14 protein-coding genes are annotated in these 17,138 nt (G+C 72.6%); 7 read left to right on the top strand and 7 right to left on the bottom strand.

The genetic code is table 11. The features are described 5' to 3' along the window. Nucleotide 1: 1 nt before the first annotated feature. The 4 genes from IE136_RS01765 to rsmH form a co-directional block, all read right to left on the bottom strand. Nucleotides 2–1,657, bottom strand: a complete 1,656-nt coding sequence (locus IE136_RS01765; protein WP_158986497.1) for a UDP-N-acetylmuramoyl-L-alanyl-D-glutamate--2,6-diaminopimelate ligase — start codon at nt 1,655–1,657, stop codon at nt 2–4. Between the two features lie 15 nt (nt 1,658–1,672). Further along, nucleotides 1,673–3,634, bottom strand: coding sequence for a peptidoglycan D,D-transpeptidase FtsI family protein (locus IE136_RS01760; RefSeq protein ID WP_308432363.1), 1,962 nt, complete (start codon nt 3,632–3,634; stop codon nt 1,673–1,675). 5 nt (nt 3,635–3,639) lie between these two features. Continuing rightward, entirely contained in the window at nt 3,640–4,200 is a 561-nt protein-coding gene (gene ftsL / locus IE136_RS01755; RefSeq protein WP_373308968.1) for a cell division protein FtsL, read from the bottom strand. Nucleotides 4,201–4,300: 100 nt separating this feature from the next. Continuing rightward, a complete protein-coding gene (gene rsmH, locus IE136_RS01750) occupies nt 4,301–5,260 on the bottom strand; it encodes a 16S rRNA (cytosine(1402)-N(4))-methyltransferase RsmH (protein WP_158986501.1) in 960 nt (319 codons plus the stop codon). Between the two features lie 401 nt (nt 5,261–5,661). Between rsmH and IE136_RS01745 the strand changes: the two genes are divergently transcribed. From IE136_RS01745 to IE136_RS01730, 4 genes are all read left to right on the top strand, one after another. Then, nucleotides 5,662–6,210 carry a beta-class carbonic anhydrase gene (locus tag IE136_RS01745; RefSeq protein WP_158986503.1) on the top strand — a complete coding sequence of 183 codons (549 nt, stop codon included), beginning with the start codon at nt 5,662–5,664 and terminating at the stop codon, nt 6,208–6,210. Nucleotides 6,211–6,355: 145 nt separating this feature from the next. Continuing rightward, nucleotides 6,356–7,375, top strand: a complete 1,020-nt coding sequence (locus tag IE136_RS01740; protein ID WP_158986505.1) for an AAA family ATPase — start codon at nt 6,356–6,358, stop codon at nt 7,373–7,375. Continuing rightward, complete coding sequence (locus IE136_RS01735; protein WP_189599214.1) at nt 7,375–8,751, top strand: DUF58 domain-containing protein; 1,377 nt, start codon at nt 7,375–7,377, stop codon at nt 8,749–8,751. Before IE136_RS01740 ends, IE136_RS01735 begins: the two co-directional genes overlap by 1 nt. Further along, nucleotides 8,748–11,171 carry a transglutaminase TgpA family protein gene (locus IE136_RS01730; protein WP_189599213.1) on the top strand — a complete coding sequence of 808 codons (2,424 nt, stop codon included), beginning with the start codon at nt 8,748–8,750 and terminating at the stop codon, nt 11,169–11,171. The genes IE136_RS01735 and IE136_RS01730 overlap by 4 nt, the downstream gene beginning before the upstream one ends. A 172-nt stretch (nt 11,172–11,343) precedes the next feature. On the opposite strand, the gene IE136_RS01725 is transcribed toward IE136_RS01730, so the two are convergent. The 3 genes from IE136_RS01725 to IE136_RS01715 form a co-directional block, all read right to left on the bottom strand. Further along, nucleotides 11,344–11,748 carry an SCO2097 family morphological protein gene (locus IE136_RS01725; RefSeq protein ID WP_189599212.1) on the bottom strand — a complete coding sequence of 135 codons (405 nt, stop codon included), beginning with the start codon at nt 11,746–11,748 and terminating at the stop codon, nt 11,344–11,346. A gap of 304 nt (nt 11,749–12,052) precedes the next feature. Continuing rightward, a complete protein-coding gene (locus IE136_RS01720) occupies nt 12,053–12,841 on the bottom strand; it encodes a methyltransferase (RefSeq protein WP_158986514.1) in 789 nt (262 codons plus the stop codon). Nucleotides 12,842–12,917: 76 nt separating this feature from the next. Then, nucleotides 12,918–13,448 carry an SAV_6107 family HEPN domain-containing protein gene (locus IE136_RS01715; RefSeq protein WP_158986516.1) on the bottom strand — a complete coding sequence of 177 codons (531 nt, stop codon included), beginning with the start codon at nt 13,446–13,448 and terminating at the stop codon, nt 12,918–12,920. Nucleotides 13,449–13,622: 174 nt separating this feature from the next. Between IE136_RS01715 and IE136_RS01710 the strand changes: the two genes are divergently transcribed. The 3 genes from IE136_RS01710 to IE136_RS01700 form a co-directional block, all read left to right on the top strand. Further along, nucleotides 13,623–14,510 (top strand): ATP-binding cassette domain-containing protein, encoded by an 888-nt coding sequence (locus IE136_RS01710; RefSeq protein ID WP_189599211.1) that lies wholly within the window; start codon nt 13,623–13,625, stop codon nt 14,508–14,510. Continuing rightward, the gene (locus IE136_RS01705; RefSeq protein WP_158986520.1) at nt 14,482–16,569 is read left to right on the top strand and encodes a YhgE/Pip family protein; all 2,088 of its coding nucleotides are present in this window, start codon (nt 14,482–14,484) and stop codon (nt 16,567–16,569) included. The genes IE136_RS01710 and IE136_RS01705 overlap by 29 nt, the downstream gene beginning before the upstream one ends. A gap of 20 nt (nt 16,570–16,589) precedes the next feature. Continuing rightward, on the top strand, nt 16,590–17,138 hold a 549-nt coding region (locus IE136_RS01700), incomplete at its 3' end, for a TetR/AcrR family transcriptional regulator (RefSeq protein WP_189599210.1).

The following is a 17,138-nucleotide window of genomic DNA, read 5'->3' as shown; positions in this document are numbered from 1 at the left end:
CTTATCCCTGACTGTTCTTGAGGCTGCGTTCAATCGCTTCGCGCAGGACCTGGCGGTCGTCGAAGGGGCGGACCACCCCGGCGATGTCCTGGCCCTGCTCATGGCCCTTGCCGGCGACGAGCACGGTGTCGCCGGGCCGGGCGCGGGCCACGGCCGCGGCGACGGCCGCGGCCCGGTCGGCGTCGACCAGGACGTCGCCGCGCTCGTGGGCGGGCACCTCGGCGGCGCCCGCGAGCATCGCGGCGAGGATCGCGAGGGGGTCCTCGGAGCGGGGGTTGTCCGAGGTCAGTACGGCGGTGTCGGCGAGGCGCGCCGCGGCGGCGCCCATCGGACCGCGCTTGGTGGTGTCCCGGTCGCCGCCGCAGCCGAGCACGATGTGGATCTTGCCTTCGGTGACCTTGCGCAGGGAGCGCAGGACCGATTCGACGGCGTCCGTCTTGTGCGCGTAGTCGACGACGGCGAGGTAGGGCTGGCCGGCGTCGACGCGCTCCAGGCGGCCCGGCACGCCGGGGACGGCGGCGACGCCCTCGGCGGCGGTCCGGGGATCGAGACCGGCGACGGCGAGGGTGACGATCGCGGCGAGGGTGTTGGCGACGTTGAACGGACCGGGCAGCGGGGCGGTGGCGGGGAACCGCTCGCCCTGCGGGCCGACGACGGTGAGGGTGGAGCCGAAGGCGCCCAGTTCGACGTCCTCGGCGCGCCAGTCGGCGTCCGGGTGCCCCTCGGCGGAGAAGGTGACGACCGGGACGGAGGCCTCCTTCGCGAGCCTGCGGCCGTAGGCGTCGTCGAGGTTCACCACACCCTGTTTGCTGCGCTTCGGGGTGAACAGCTGCGCCTTGGCGGCGAAGTAGTCCTCCATGTCGGTGTGGAACTCCATGTGCTCCGGGCTCAGGTTGTTGAAGACGGCGACGTCGAAGACGCAGCCGTCGACCCGCCCGAGCACGAGGGCGTGGCTGGAGACCTCCATGGCGACCGAGTCGACCCCGCGCTCGCGCATGACGGCGAAGAGGGCCTGGAGGTCGGTGGCTTCGGGAGTCGTACGTTCCGACTTGATGCGCTCGTCGCCGATCCGCATCTCGACGGTGCCGATGAGCCCGGACCGGTGACCGGCCGCCTTGAGGCCGCCCTCGACGAGGTAGGCCGTGGTGGTCTTGCCGGAGGTGCCGGTGATGCCGATCTGGAGCAGGTCCGTGCCGGGCCGGCCGTAGATCTCGGCGGCGAGCTCACCCATACGGCCGCGCGGGTCCTCGACGACCAGGACCGGCAGGCCGGTCGCGGCGGCGCGCTCGGCGCCGGCCGGGTCGGTCAGGACGGCGGCGGCGCCGAGGCCGGCGGCTTGGTCGGCGAAGTCGGCGCCGTGCAGCCGGGCGCCGGGCAGGGCCGCGTACACGTCCCCGGGGCGAACCGCCCGCGAGTCGTGCGTGATGCCCGAGACGTCGACAAGGCCGCCACCGGGCGACTCGATCCCGAGCCGGGCGGCCAGATCGCCCAGGGGTGTGGGGCGGGCCTGCTCCGGGCGGGGCGGGGAGGTTCGGTACTGATCAGCGTGTGGCACGGCGGTGAGCGTACCGGGCCCACCCGCCGCGGGGCCAAAAGAGGCCCGGGCGTCGCCGGAGTTCGATTTCCGGTTCCCGGAATCGGGGGTGATCGTTGTCACTGGTGCTCCCGAGTGTCACTCGCTGGCCTTGAAGGTCACCGGCATCCGGGCGGGCTCGCTGCCCGTCGGGGCGACGTGGAGCGTCTTGAGCGCGAACTCCATGACCTTCTTGTAGATGGGACCGCAGATCTGGCCGCCGAAGTAGTCCCCCTTGGTGGGGTTCTGGATGGCGCAGTAGACGGTGATCCGCGGGTTGTCGGCGGGCGCGAAGCCCGCGAAGGAGGCGGTGTACCCCTTGTAGGTGCCGAGTTCGGGGTCGACGCGGTTGGCGGTTCCGGTCTTGCCCGCGACCCGGTAGCCGGGGATGCGGGCCTTGGTACCGGTCCCCTCCTCGTCGCCGACCACGGACTCCAGCATCTGCGCGAGGGTCTTGGCGGTCTTCTCGCTCACCACCCGGGTCTGCTGCGGCGCGGGAGCCGCGGTGAACCGTCCGTCGGGCCCCTTGGTGCCGCGGACCAGCGTGGGTTCGATCCGTACGCCGCCGTTGGCGATGGTCGAGTAGACCGAGGCGGCCTGCATGGCGTTGACGGACAGACCCTGGCCGAAGGGGATCGTGTACTGCTGCGAGGTCGACCAGTCCCGGGGCTTGGCCAGGATGCCGGGGGTCTCGCCCGGGTATCCGAGCCCGGTGGGGCTGCCGATGCCGAACTTGCGCAGGTACGTGTGGAGGACCTGGTTCGCCTCGGCCTGAGTGCCGCCGAGCTGACCGGTGGCCAGGATCGTGCCGATGTTGCTGGACTTGGCGAGGACACCGTTGAGGGTGAGGTACCAGGTGGGGTGGTCGACGTCGTCCTTGAAGAGCCGGTCGCCGCGGTGCAGCCGGTTGGGGACGGTGACGTGGGTGTCAGGGGTCGCCACACCCTCCTCCAGGACGGCGGCCATGGACATGACCTTGCTGGTGGAGCCGGGTTCGTAGGCGTCCTGGAGGGCCGCGTTGCCCATCGCGGCGGCGTTGGCCGCGGAGAGGTCGTTGGGGTCGAAGCCGGGGGCGTTGGCCATGGCCAGGACCTCGCCGGTCTTCGTGTCCTGCACGATGACGTAGCCGCGGTCGGCCTTGGACTTCGTCACCTGCTCGGTGATGGCCTTCTGGGCGGCCCACTGGATGTCCCGGTCGATGGTCAGCTCGATGTCGGAGCCGGGCACCGCCGGAGTGCCCTCGGAGCCCGCGGTGGGGACCCGCCGACCGCCGGACTGGGCGAACCTGATCTTGCCGTCCTTGCCCGCCAGCTCCTTGTCGAGCATGGACTCCAGGCCGCCGGCGCCGCGGCCCTCGGCGTTGACGTAGCCCAGTATCCCGGCGGCGAGTTCGCCGTTGGGGTAGACCCGCTTGGTGGAGGGCTCGCTGAGGATGCCGCCGAGCAGATTGATCCCGTTGCCGCCCTCGGCGGGCTTGGCCTTGCGCTCGTAGACCTTCTTGAGGTCCTTGATCTGGTTCCAGACCTGCGGGGTCTGCTTGCGGGCGAGCAGGGTGTAGCGGGACTTGGGCGTGCGGAGTTTCCTGGCCAGCTCGGCGGGCTCCTTGCCGAGAAGCGGTGCGAGGAGGGCGGCGGCCTGCTCGGGGGCGTCCCGGATCTTGCTCTCCTCAGGGGTGAAGAGCTTGGGGTCGGCCGTGATGTCGTACGCGTCGACGCTGGCGGCCAGGGCGATCCCGGCGCGGTCGGTGATCTCGCCCCGGTCCGCCGAGAGGGTGTACTCCTGGTAGCGGTGGGCCTCCGCCTTCGCGGCGAGCGCGCTGGCGTCGACGGCCTGGACCTGGAGCAGGCGGACGACGAACGCCACCATGACGAGGGTCAGTCCGAGGGAGACGAGACGGAGCCGGGGCTTGGGGCTGCCGAGCCGGATCGTGCGCACGGGCGGCCGGGCGGTGCGGCGCGGGGCCGGACGTGCGGGCTGCCCGGGGCGGCCCGCGGAGGGCCGGGGGCGGGCGGGCCGGGCGGGGCCCGGCACCCGGCGGCGCGGGGGCTCCTTGGGGGGCACTTCGGTCACCTGCCGGAGGTCGTCGGGTCGGGCGCGGTCGTCGCGGTCGTCGTCGGCGTGTCGGGGGTGCTCGCGTCGGGGGTGGTGTTCCGGGGCGCGCTCCCGGCCGGCGGCGCGGAGGCGGGCGGTGCCACGGGAGGGGCCACGGGAGGCGCGGGGGGCGGGGCGTCCGCCAGAGGCGGGGCCGGGTCGGGCTCGGGCGCGGACGCCTTGGAGGGTTCGCCGCGGACCGTGCCGTCCGGGTCGAGGAAGGCGGGGCTGCCGCCCGGGACCATGCCGAGCTCGCGGGCCCGCCGCTCCAGCGCGTCCGGCGCGGAGTGGTCGTCCACGTCCCGCTGGAGCGCCTGCTCCTGGTCGGTGAGCTCGGTGGTCCGGTTCTTGAGGTCGCGCAGCTTGAACGAGCCCTGGTTGAGGGCGGAGTTCAGCAGCAGGAGGGTGATGAGACCACCACCGAGCAGGAGCACGACGAGCAGGACGAAGGGAGTGCGCGCGGCGGTGCTGGGCCCCGACGGCATGAGCCGCCCGAGCCGCGCGGCCCTGCCCTTGAGCGGCCCCTTCGTCGTCACCGTTCGCCCCCGATCCCTGCTCCGCCCGCGCGGCGCTCAGGCGCGGGCACCGTCGTCGTCCGCGGTCCGGCCGGCCGGCCGGCGGCCCCGCGTCCCTCGCTCACGAGGGCTCGTCCTCCCGGATGCGCTCCGCTCCGCGTAGACGCGCGGGCGCGGCGCGCCGGTTCTCGGCGATCTCCTGCTCCGTGGGGAGTTCGGCGCCGCGGGTGAGCAGCTTCAGGCGGGGCTGGTAGCGCTCGGGGACCACCGGCAGGCCGGGCGGGGCGGTGGTCGCCGCGCCGGCCGCGAAGACCTGCTTGACCAGCCGGTCCTCCAGCGAGTGGTACGACAGGACGGCGATCCGGCCGCCCACCGCGAGCGCCTTCACGGCCGCCGGGACCGCTCGCTCCAGGACCGTCAGTTCGCCGTTGACCTCGATGCGCAGCGCCTGGAAGGTGCGCTTGGCGGGGTTGCCGCCGGTGCGCTTGGCGGCCTGCGGGAGGGCATCCCGGATCAGCTCGACCAGGCGGGCACTGTTGGTGAACGGCTCCTTGTCGCGCTCGCGCACGATCGCGGAGACGATCCGCTTGGCCTGCTTCTCCTCGCCGTACGCGCGCAGGATGCGGACCAGTTCGCCGGGCGGGTAGGTGTTGAGGACCTCCGCCGCGCTGACCCCGGTCGTCTGGTCCATGCGCATGTCGAGCGGGGCGTCCTGCGCGTAGGCGAAGCCGCGGCCGGCCTCGTCGAGCTGCATGGAGGAGACGCCCAGGTCGAAGAGGATGCCGTGCGCCTTCGGGATGCCGAGCCGGTCGAGGACCTCGGGCAGCTCGTCGTAGACGGCGTGGACGAGGGTGGCGCGCTCCCCGTAGCGGGCGAGCCGCTCGCCGGAGAGCCGCAGGGCCTCCTTGTCGCGGTCGAGGGCGACGAGCCGCGCCTCGGGGAACCGCTCCAGAAGGGCCTCACTGTGGCCGCCGAGGCCCAGGGTGCAGTCGACGACCACCGCTCCGGGGCGCTCCAGGGCCGGGGCCAACATGTCCAGGCACCGCTGGAGCATCACCGGGACGTGTCGGTCGTTGCTCAATGCGCCCTCTCAGATTCGGCGCGGCCGGTACGCACCACCGGGTCCCCGCCCGCTCGCTGAAGGGGAAGCGACCGGCCGGCGCCGCCAAGGGGGCGCATCGGCCGGCCGGCGAGCGGGAGGAGGCCGAGCCGTACGTACCGCCGCACACGCGGGGGAGAAACTGCGGATATCGCTCAATGTCTCCGTGAACTTCGCGTCACTTTAGTCCACCGGCCCTCGCGGTCAATCAACCGGCTGGCGCGTCGCGCGGGCCACCCGGGAGAGCGGGGTGATGCGGGCACCTCACCCGTACGGGCCCGGCTTTCCCATCCCTGTGGGTTAGCTCACAACAAGGCTCATTGACGTTCTTTGTCCGCTCTCACAGCGGGCCCGGCGGCCGCGTGCCCGTTACCTTCATAGACATGTCGACCTCTGCGCACTTCTCCGCCGCCCCCGCCGACGCGATACCGACGAGCGGGACGGTCACCGACCGGCTCGTCGAGGCCAACGAGCGTTACGCGGCCCGCTTCACCGACCCGGGCATGGACGCGAAGCCCGTTCTGAACGTCGCCGTGGTGGCCTGTATGGACGCCCGCCTCGATCTGCACGCCGCTCTCGGTCTGGAGCTGGGCGACTGTCACACCATTCGCAACGCGGGCGGTGTGGTCACCGACGACGTGATCCGCTCCCTCACCATCAGCCAGCGGGCCCTCGGGACGCGCAGCGTGGTGCTGATCCACCACACCGGGTGTGGCCTGGAATCGCTCACCGAGGAATTCCGGCACGAGCTGGAGATGGAGGTCGGTCAGCGTCCCGCGTGGGCCGTCGAGGCCTTCCGCGACGTCGACCAGGACGTCCGGCAGTCGATGCAGCGCGTGCGGACCTCGCCTTTCCTGCTGCACACGGATGACATCCGGGGCTTCGTCTTCGACGTGACCACGGGTCTTCTCCGCGAGATCGACCCCGCCTGACCCGGCGAAACCCGGCATAACACCCGCACTTGTCCACAGGCAAGTGACACGACCCGGCCACGGCAACAACAATGCTCGGGTGACACCCCCCGGAGCGTGCGCGGGGGCAGGTGTCGGTGTTTACGGAAGGGCCGAGGAGGGCCGGGTGACGACCTATGACGATCGAGCGAGCCTCACAGATCTGACCACCACAGCGGAGCGTGTCCGCAGGTCGGTGGAGGGTGTGATCGAGGGCAAGCCTGAGGTCGTACGGCTTTCGCTGACCGTGCTGCTCGCCGAGGGACATCTTCTGATCGAGGATGTCCCCGGCGTCGGCAAGACGATGCTGGCCAAGACGCTGGCGCGGTCCATCGACTGTTCGGTGCGCCGGATCCAGTTCACCCCCGACCTGCTGCCGTCGGACATCACGGGTGTGTCGATCTTCGACCAGCAGCGGCGGGACTTCGAGTTCAAGCCGGGCGCGATCTTCGCCCAGATCGTGATCGGCGACGAGATCAACCGGGCCTCGCCGAAGACGCAGTCGGCGCTCCTGGAGTCCATGGAGGAGCGGCAGGTCACCGTCGACGGGCAGACCTACGAGCTGCCGAGCCCGTTCATGGTGGTGGCCACGCAGAACCCGGTGGAGATGGAGGGCACGTACCCGCTCCCCGAGGCCCAGCGTGACCGGTTCATGGCCCGCGTCTCGATCGGCTACCCCAGCCCCGAGGCCGAGCTGCAGATGCTCGACGTGCACGGCGCGGTCAACCCGCTCGACGACCTGCAGCCGGTCGCGCACGCCCATGACATCGTCAAACTGATCGACGCGGTGCGCGCCGTGCACGTCGCCGACGCCGTACGCCGGTACGCCGTGGACATCGTCGCCGCGACCCGCACCCACGCGGATCTGAGACTCGGCGCCTCCCCGCGCGCCACGCTCCACCTGCTGCGCGCCGCGAAGGCCTCCGCCGCGCTCAGCGGCCGCGAGTACGTCCTGCCCGACGACCTCCAGGCCCTGGCCGTGCCGGTCCTCGCGCACCGGCTGCTGCCCACCGCGCAGGCCCAGTTGAACCGGCGTACCGCCGAGCAGGTCGTCCTGGACATCCTGCAGCGCACGCCCGTCCCCGCCGCGGCGCCGCCCGCCGGCCCGCTCTACGGCCAGCAGCAGCCCGGCATCCGGCAGCTGTGATGACGACCGCCGCCGCACCGCCGGGGCAGCGGGGCGACGACGACGTGGACGCCCGGCCGGGGGACGACCGGGGCGGCCTGCGAGCCGCACTGGGCGGGCTCACCACCCGGGGCCGGTCCTTCCTCGCCGCAGGTGTCGCCGCCGCGGTCTGCGCCTACGTCCTCGGCCAGGGCGATCTGCTGCGCGTCGGGCTGCTGCTCGCCGTGCTGCCGCTGATCTGTGTCGGGGTGCTGTACCGCACCCGCTACCGGGTCGCCGGAAGCCGCCGGCTCTCCCCGCACCGGGTGCCGGTCGGCTCGGAGGCCCGGGTCCATCTGCGGATGGACAACGTCTCCCGCCTGCCCACCGGGCTGCTGATGCTCCAGGACCACGTCCCGTACATGCTGGGGCCGAGGCCCCGGTTCGTCCTGGACCGGGTGGAGGCGGGCGGGCGGCGCGAGGTGTCCTACCGGGTCCGCTCCGACCTGCGCGGACGCTTCCCGCTGGGCCCGCTGCAGCTGCGGCTGAACGACCCGTTCGGCATGTGCGAGCTGACCCGCTCCTTCAGCGCGTACGACATGCTCACCGTCGTCCCGCGGACCGAGCCGCTGCCGCCGGTGAAGCTGATCGGCGAGGCGGCGGGGTACGGCGACGGGCGGCAGCGCTCGCTCGCGCTGGCCGGGGACGACGACGTCATCCCGCGCACCTACCGTCACGGTGACGACCTGCGCCGGGTCCACTGGCGCTCCACCGCCCGCTACGGCGAGCTGATGGTCCGCCGCGAGGAGCAGCCCCAGCGGGCCCGGTGCACGGTGCTGCTCGACACCCGCCGGATCGCCTTCCAGGGCGCGGGCCCCGACTCCGCCTTCGAGTGGGCGGTCTCCGGCGCGGCCTCGGCCCTGGTGCACATGCTGGAGCGGGGCTTCTCGGTCCGGCTGCTCACCGACACCGGAAGCGCGGTGCCCGGCGAGGGCGCCGAGGGCTTCGCCGGTGCGACGCAGGACTCGGCCGAGGCGGCCGGGCTGATGATGGACACCCTCGCCGTCGTGGACCACTCCGACGGGGCCGGTCTCTCGCGCGCCTACGACGTGCTGCGCGGCGGCAACGAAGGCCTGCTGATCGCCTTCGTCGGCGACATCGACGACGAGCAGGCGGCGGTGGCCGCGCGGATGCGGCAGCGCAGCGGTGCGGCCGTGGCCTTCGTCCTGGACAGCGGCACCTGGCTGACCGGCGGCGCGGTCGCCGGTGCGGTCGAGGAGCGGCTGCGGCAGTTGCGGGAGGCCGGCTGGACGGCGCTGGCGGTGCCGCCGGGGGCGCGGCTCGCGGAGCTGTGGCAGCAGGCCGGCGGGATGCGCGCGGAGACCGCCGCGAGCGAGACGTACGGAGGTTGGTCATGAGCGGCCGCGCGCGGCTGACGCTGGGCTCCTTCGCCGCCACGCTGACGGCGGCGGGCGCGCTCCTTCCGCTGGTGCGGCCGGCGACGTGGATCTTCACCGCCGCGTTCCTGCTGGCGGTGCAGAGCGGGGTCGGCGTGCTGACCCGGCGGGTGCCGCTGGCCCGGTCGCTGACGATCGCTGCGCAGGCCGTCGCGACCCTGCTCGCGCTGACCTTCGTCTTCGCCCGGGAGCAGGCGCTGCTGTGGTTCCTGCCGGGGCCGCAGGCCTTCGGGCGGTTCGCCGCGCTCTTCGAGGCGGGCGCCGACGACATCGGGAAGTACGCGATCCCGGCGCCGGACACCGAGGGCATCCGCCTGATGGTGGTCGGCGGCGTGCTGGTGATCGGTCTCCTGGTGGACTCGCTGGCGGTGACCTTCCGCAGCGCGGCCCCGGCCGGACTGCCGCTGCTCGCGCTCTACTCGGTGGCCGCGGGCCTCTCGGAGGGCGGCGCGAGCTGGCTCTGGTTCCTGCTCGCCGCCACGGGCTACCTCCTGCTTCTGCTGGCGGAGAGCCGGGACCGGCTCTCGCAGTGGGGGCGGGTCTTCGGCGGCGCGCCGCGCGCCGGGGGCAGGGCGCCGGGCGCGGCCGGAGGCGGGCAGGCGCTCGCCCCGGTGCGGACCGGCCGGCGGATCGGCGTGATCGCCATGGGCGTCGCACTGGTGGTCCCCGCGGTGCTGCCCGGACTGAGCGGCGGTCTCTTCGGCGGCCCGGGCGAAGGCCCGGGTGAGAGCGGCAAAGGCGGCACGATCTCAGCCGTGAACCCGCTCGTCTCGCTCCAGGAGAACCTCCGCCAGCCCGAGGACCGCGAAGTGCTCCGCTACCGGACCAACGCGACCGACACCAGCGGCATGTATGTGCGTCTCGTGGCACTCGACCAGTTCGACGGGACCTCCTGGAAGTCGTCGGTCCGTCCGATCCAGGACGTCCCTAAGCGGTTGCCGACGCCGGACGGCCTCGGCCGGCAGGTCCGTACGACGGAGGTGACCAGCAATTTCGTCGCCTCCACGACGTACGAGCAGAAGTGGCTGCCGATGCCCTACCCGGCCGTCAAGGTCGAGATCGACGGCCGCTGGCGCTACGAGCCGGCCGGGCGGATGCTCGTCGGCGACGACAAGCAGAACACCCGTGGCGCCCGGTACACGGTGACCAGCCTGGACGTGCGGCCGACGGGCGAGCAGCTGGCGGGGGCGCCGTCGGCGTCGGCCAAGCTCCTCTCGGAGTACACCAAGGTCCCCGACTCGCTGCCCGCCGACGTGAAATCGACGGCGCTGGAGGTCACCCGGGGCGCGCGCAACGACTACGAACGGGCCGTGAAGCTCCAGGACTGGTTCGCCACCGACGGCGGGTTCCGCTACGACGTGGAGGTCGAGTCCGGTACGGGAGTCCAGGCGATCTCCCGCTTCCTTCAGCAGCGGGAGGGCTTCTGCGTCCACTTCTCGTTCTCGATGGCGGCGATGGCACGGTCGCTGGGCATTCCGGCCCGGGTGGCGGTCGGCTTCATGCCCGGCACCCCGCAGTCCGACGGCACGATGTCGGTCGGCATCCGGGACGCGCACGCCTGGCCGGAGCTGTACTTCGAGGGCGCGGGCTGGATGCGGTTCGAGCCGACGCCGACGCGGGGCTCCACGCCGGACTACACCCGGCCGCAGACCCCGAGCGGTTCGGCGTCCGGTTCCGCGCAGCCGGAGACCAGCGCCTCCGCTCAGCCGTCGGCGGTGCCGAGCACGTCGGACAGCTGCCCTCCGCAGGCGCGCCGCCTGGGCGAGTGCGGTCCCGACGAGGCGGCGGCCGGTGCCTCGTCCGGCGGTGACGGGCCGAATCCGCTGATGGTGGTCCTGATCTGCCTGGGTGTGGCGGTGCTGTTGCTGCTGCCGCTGCTCCCCCTGCTCTGGCGTACGCGGGTACGGGCACGGCGGCTCGGCTCCCCGGGCCGCACCGCCGTGGACGCGGCGGCCAGAACTCTGGCGGCCTGGCAGGAGATCATCGACACCGCCTGGGACCACGGGGTCCGGCCGGACGAATCGCGGACGCCCCGGAAGACGGCGGCGCGGATCGTCCGCCTGGGCGCCCTGGACGGCGAGGCCGCCAACGCGGTGCACCGGGTGGCCCGCTCGGTCGAGCAGGTGCTCTACGCCCCGCATCCACGGCCGGGCACCGGTCTGGTGGAGGAGGTCGCCCTCGTCAGGGCGGGCTTCCAGCAGGTCTCGGGCCGCCGGGTCCGACTGCGCGCACTGCTGGTGCCGCGCTCGTCCGTCCGGGTGGTGTGGGCGGCGTCGGCCCGCTGGGCACGTCTGACGGCCGCCTGGTCGTCCCGCCGCGACGAGGCGTCGGCTCGCCTGGCGGATGCTCTCCGCCGCACCTCCCGCAAGCGGGCGGCCTGAGCTAGAGGAGGGAGGGGGCCGGGGCGGCGAACGTCCCGGCCCCCTCCCCTTGCGTGCGGCCCGTTCTCATCCACCACACACGACGAGCCCCGCAGGCGCACGCACCTCGAAGGTGCCGGCCATGCGGGGCTCGGGGTCGTGGAGGGGCCTGGGGCCCTGTCTCAGGGGGCCGTCAGTGACTGCCGCCCTGCTGCTCGTCCCGGCGGCGCTGCCACCGTTCCTCTATGCGGTTCATCATGGAGCGACGCTGACGGGCCTGACGGCCGCCGGCCGCCGCTCCGCCACTCGTCTGCTGCTCGCCCGGCTTGGGCGCCTTGCGCCATCCGGTGACCGCCAGAACCGCGCAGCCCAGCATGACGAGGAACCCCACCACGCTGATCCAGATCTGCTGAGCGACCATTCCAGCCATGAGGAGCGCGATACCCACCAGGAAGCCGGCGACTGCCTGGTAGACCCGTCGCCGGGTGTACGTACGCAGTCCGCTTCCCTCGAGCGCTGTCGCGAACTTGGGATCTTCGGCGTACAGCGCTCGCTCCATCTGCTCGAGCATTCGCTGCTCGTGCTCCGAGAGCGGCACGGAGTCCTCCTAGTCGTCGGTCGCGGGGGCGACCGGGATGCGGCCCTTTCAGGATAGGCAGGGAATCGCCCCCGTGAAACCCGCCCTCAACGCCTAATCGCCAATCCGGGCCGCCATGCGGTTCGGTTGCTGAGGCGTTGATTCCCCAGCGGCCTGCCTGTCATGCCGGACGGTGTCCCCCGATCATACGGGGCGAAGCCCTCGATCGGGGGGCCTGTGGCGTACTCCATCTGCGGCTGCGCCGCTGATCAGCCCGGTGCCGGGCCCGCGGGGCCTCGCACGCCCCGTGCGGCCGGGCGGGTTGTCAGGCCCGCTTCTCTCCCAGGACGTGCAACTGGGTGGCGATCGCCTGGAAGGAGGGCAGCTCCGCGGCGGCCGCCTCCAGCTTGAGCAGGGCCTCGGCGGCCCCGGGCTCGGTGTCGACCAGGACGCCGGGCACGAGGTCGGCGAAGACGCGGACGCCGTGCACGGCGCCGACCTCCAGACCGGCCTCTCCGGCCAGCTCCGTGAGCTGCTCCGCGGTGAAGCGCCGGGGCACCGGGTCGCCGTCGCCCCAGCGGCCCGCCGGGTCGTCGAGGGCGGTCCTGGCCTCGGTGAAGTGCCCGGCCAGCGCGCGGGCGAGAACAGCGCCGCCGACGCCCGCGGCGAGCAGGCTCAGCGCGCCTCCGGCTCGCAGCGCGGCGACCGCGTTCCGTACCCCCTCGGCCGGGTCGTCCACGTACTCCAGGACGCCGTGGCAGAGCACCGCGTCGTACGCCTCGCGCTCGACGACCTCGAACAGGCCGCGGACGTCCCCCTGCACCCCGCTGACGCGGTCGGCGACGCCGGCCTCGGCGGCCCGGCGCTCCAGCGCGAAGAGGGCGTTCGGGCTGGGGTCGACGACCGTGACCCGGTGCCCGAGGCGCGCCACGGGGACCGCGAAGTTTCCGGAGCCGCCGCCCGTGTCGAGGACGTCGAGGGTGTCTTTCCCGGTGGCCTTGACCCGGCGGTCGAGGGCGTCCTTGAGGACGTCCCAGACGACGGCGGTACGAAGGGAGGCGCGCGACGGGCGCGACGACGTCTCCCGACCGAAGACAGGGGAAGGGTCCGACACGGCTGTTGACTCCTCGGTGACGGTGTACGAACCCTCCCACCCTATGGCCTCGGGTGACCTGCCCCGGTCATGCCGCTCAGCCGGTGGCCTCGCCGGTGCCGCTCTGGCGGGGCAGCACGGGCTGGAGGACGAGGAGTCGCTCGACCAGGCGCAGGAACAGCGCGGCGTCCCGGACGAGGTCGTCGGCGTCCCGGTGGGTCGCCGCGCCGGGTATCCCCGCCTCCGCCCGGGCCCGGCGTGCGGCTCCGGAGGCGAACAGGGCGCTCCACTCGGTCAGCTCGGGCGCTATCTCGGGCAGCACCTCCCAGGCGCTCCTGATCCGTGCCCGTTTGCGCGGGTTGTTCTCGGGCCTGCCACGGGCCGCGAGCACGGCCGCGGCGGTGCGCAGCGCGGCGAGGTGGGCGGTGGCGTACCGCTCGTTGGCCACGTCGAGCGTGGCGGCCTCGTCGAGGCCGGTGCGGGCCTGGGCGAGCAGGTCGAGGGCGGCGGGCGGCGCGGAGGAGCGGCGCAGGACGGGATGGACGTCGGACGCGGGTCCGGGCAGTGCGGGAGCAGGGCGGCCGGCGGTGCGGCGCCGGGCCGCGGCTGCTGCGGAGGAGCTGGTCATGACGAGCCTCCTGTCGTCGTATGACGGCGCTGTGTCCGTATGTGTCCATCGTGAAGGCCACCACTGACAATCCGGCTGACCTGGCCTTTTGCCCTGATCAGGGAAGCGGGGGTAAGTTTTTGCACTGACCGGTCAGTGCAAAAGCTGGAAGCCGAGGAAAGTGGGGGTGGGTCCGTGGAAGCGCACCCGGAGGAGCCGCACGGCGCCGCCGTCGTCGCGGACGGATTCGGGCTGAAGGGGCCGCGCGGCTGGGTCTTCCGCGAGGTCGGCCTCCGGGCGGAGCCGGGCTCGCTCGTCGCGATCGAGGGTCCGTCCGGCTCGGGCCGTACGTGTCTGCTGCTGGCGCTCACCGGGCGCATGAAGCCCCACGAGGGGTATGCGGAGGTCGCCGGGCTGCGTCTGCCCCGCAAGATGGCGGCGGTACGGCGGCTCAGCGCCCTCGGCCCCGTGCCAGGGGTCAGCGACCTGGACCCGGCCTTCACCGTCGCCGAGCACCTGCGCGAGCGAGCGTTGCTCCAGCGGCGTTACGACGGTTCCGTCCGGGCCCTGATGCGCCGCCCGGCCGAGCGGACCGCGACGACGCGGGCCCGGATCGAGGAGGCCCTGCAGAGGGCCGGGCTCGACCTGGACACCCTGCCCAAGGCCGAGCGGACCTCGGTGCGGGACCTGGAACGGCTGGAGGCCCTGCGCCTGTCCGTCGCCCTCGCCCTGATCGGCCGGCCCCGGCTGCTCGCCCTGGACGACACCGACCTCAAGCTCTCCGACGACGACCGGACCGAGGCCTGGACGCTGCTGCGGTCGATCGCCGACGCCGGCACGACCGTGCTCGCCGTGTGCAGCGAGGCCCCGGAGCACGCCCTGCGCGTCACCACCGGCCCGGCACCGGAAGGCACCGCCCCGGACGGCCCGGCTCCCGAGCAGAGCGGCGAGGACGCCACCGAGAACCACACCGAGGACGACACCGCTCCGGAGGACGCGGCCCCGGAAGAGACCACCGCGACCGAGGAAGACACCACCGAGGAGGGGGATGCCGATGCGCTCGCCGAAACTGGCCGCGCTTGAGCTGAAGCGGTTCGGCAGGGGGAAGCTGCCGCGCGCCGCGCTCGTCGCGATCCTGCTGCTGCCGCTGCTGTACGGCGCGCTGTACCTCTGGTCCTTCTGGGACCCGTACAGTCGGCTGGACCGGATACCCGTCGCACTCGTCAACGACGACCGAGGCGCCACCGCCGACGGCAAGAGGATCAACGCCGGCGACGACATCTCCCGTGGCCTTCTGGACAGCAAGGTCTTCGAGTGGCACGAGGTGAGCGACGCCGAGGCGCGTGCGGGCGTGGAGGACGGGACGTACTACCTCTCCCTGACCATGCCCGGCGACTTCAGCACCCGCATCGCCTCCAGCTCCGGCGACGCCCCGGAGACGGGCGCCCTACAGGTCCGCACGAACGACGCGAACAACTACATCGTCGGACAGATCTCCCGTACGGTCTTCTCCGAAGTGCGCACCGCCGCCTCCACCAAGTCCTCCCGCTCGTTCCTCGACAAGATCTTCATCTCGTTCTCCGACATCCACGACGCCACCGCCGAGGCGGCCAAGGGCGCCGGTGAGATCAAAGAAGGCGTGGACAAGGCCAAGAAGGGCTCCGAGAGCCTGGCCGGCGGCCTGAAGGACGCCAAGAAGGGCAGCGGCGACCTGGCCACCGGCCTGAAGAAGCTCGACAAGGGCGCGGGGCAGCTGGAGACCGGCTCACGGCAGGTCGCGAACGGCACCCAGGAGCTCGCCGACAAGGTCAACGGCAAGGCCGCGAAGATCCGTCCGTACCTGAAGAACAACGGCAAGACCATCGGCGACACCGCCAAGCTGGTCGCCGACTCCGCAGCGGCCGTCCGCCACAACCTGGACGACCTGGTCAAGCGCGCGCCGGTCGCCCGCAGCGCGGCCCACGTGGCCGCCGACGAGCTGGAGAAGATCCACCGCGAGGAGTGCGTGGACAACCCGCTGCCGGACCCGAAGACCTGCCCGGCCCTCAAGGAGGCCAAGGTCACGGCCGACGACGTGGCGAAGATCGCCGACGATCTGCACGAGCTGACCAAGGACAGCGACGGCGATCTGAAGAAGCTCGACGGGCAGCTCGCCACGCTGCAGAAGCAGGCCGAGGACCTGCACAAGGCCGCGCCCAACCTGGAGGAGGACCTCGAGGGTGCCGTCAAGAAGATCAACAAGCTCAACGCGGGCGCCCAGAAGGTGGCCAGGGGCGCCGACGAGCTCCACACCGGCCTCGGCAGTGCCAGGACCGGTTCCGTGAGCCTCGACACCGGCGTCGGCAAGCTCAAGAAGGGCGCGGGAGACCTCGACGGCGGCCTGTTCAAGCTGGCCGACGGATCGGGCGAGCTGGCCACCGGACTCCACGACGGTGTCGCCAAGATCCCCGACTACGACAAGGAGGACCGCGACCGCCGTACGGAGGTCATGGCCGACCCGGTCGAGCTGGCCTCCCAGTCGCTCCACAAGGCGCCCAACTACGGCACCGGCTTCGCGCCGTACTTCATCCCGCTCTCCCTCTGGGTCGGCGCCATGGTGGCGTACATGCTCATCCAGCCGCTCAACCGGCGCGCCCTCGCCGCCGGCGCCTCCGCCTGGCGGATCGCGCTGGCCGGCTGGCTCCCGGTCGCGGCGATCGGACTCCTCCAGGTCGCGGCGCTGATGTCCGTCCTGCACTGGGGACTCGGCCTGCAGATGGCCAGGGCCGCCGGAACGGTCGGCTTCCTGGCCCTGGTGACCTGCTGCTTCGCCGCGATCATCCAGTGGCTCAACGCCCGCTTCGGCGCGGCGGGGCGGATCCTGGTCCTCGCCGTGCTGATGCTCCAGCTGACCTCGGCGGGCGGCACGTACCCCGTTCAGACCAGCCCGGGCTTCTTCAACGCGATCCACCCCTTCCTGCCGATGAGTTACGTCGTCGAGTCACTGCGCCGGCTGATCACCGGCGGCGGGATCGGCCCGGTCTGGCAGGCGGTCGCCGTCCTGACCGCGTTCACGGTGGGCGCGCTGGCGCTGACGGCGGTCTCCGCCCGGCGCAAGCAGGTGTGGACCCTGGACCGGCTCCACCCGGAACTGAGTCTCTGAGACCTGTGAGAATCGAGCCCATGGACAGCAGCAGCACCAGACGCCGAGCGACGCGCGCGAAGCTCTACGAATCCGCCGTCACCCTCATCGCCGAGCAGGGCTTCTCGGCGACGACGGTGGACGAGATCGCGGAGCGCGCGGGCGTCGCGAAGGGCACGGTCTACTACAACTTCAAGAGCAAGACCGAGCTCTTCGAGGAGCTGCTGCGGCACGGCGTCGGACTGCTCACCGCCTCCCTCCGGGAGGCGGCCGAGGAGACCGCCGAGCGGGGCGGGAGCCGGGTCGACGCGCTGGACGCGATGATCCGGGCCGGCCTGGTCTTCATCGACCGCTACCCCGCCTTCACCCAGCTGTACGTTGCCGAGCTCTGGCGCACGAACAGGGCCTGGAACGAAACCCTCCTGGTCGTCCGTCAGCAGGCGGTCGCGGTGGTGGAGGGCGTGCTGCGCGAGGGCGTCGAGGCCGGCGAGCTGAGCGAGGAGATCGACATCCCCCTCACGGCGGCGGCGCTGGTCGGGATGGTCCTGGTGGCCGCCCTGGACTGGCAGGCCTTCCAGCGCGAGCGCTCC

The sequence above is a fragment of the Streptomyces lateritius genome (assembly GCF_014649715.1).
Taxonomy (GTDB): Bacteria; Actinomycetota; Actinomycetes; order Streptomycetales; family Streptomycetaceae; genus Streptomyces; species Streptomyces lateritius.
The sequence above is the reverse complement of the archived record's forward strand: the minus strand, read 5'-3'. Positions and strand labels throughout refer to the sequence as shown.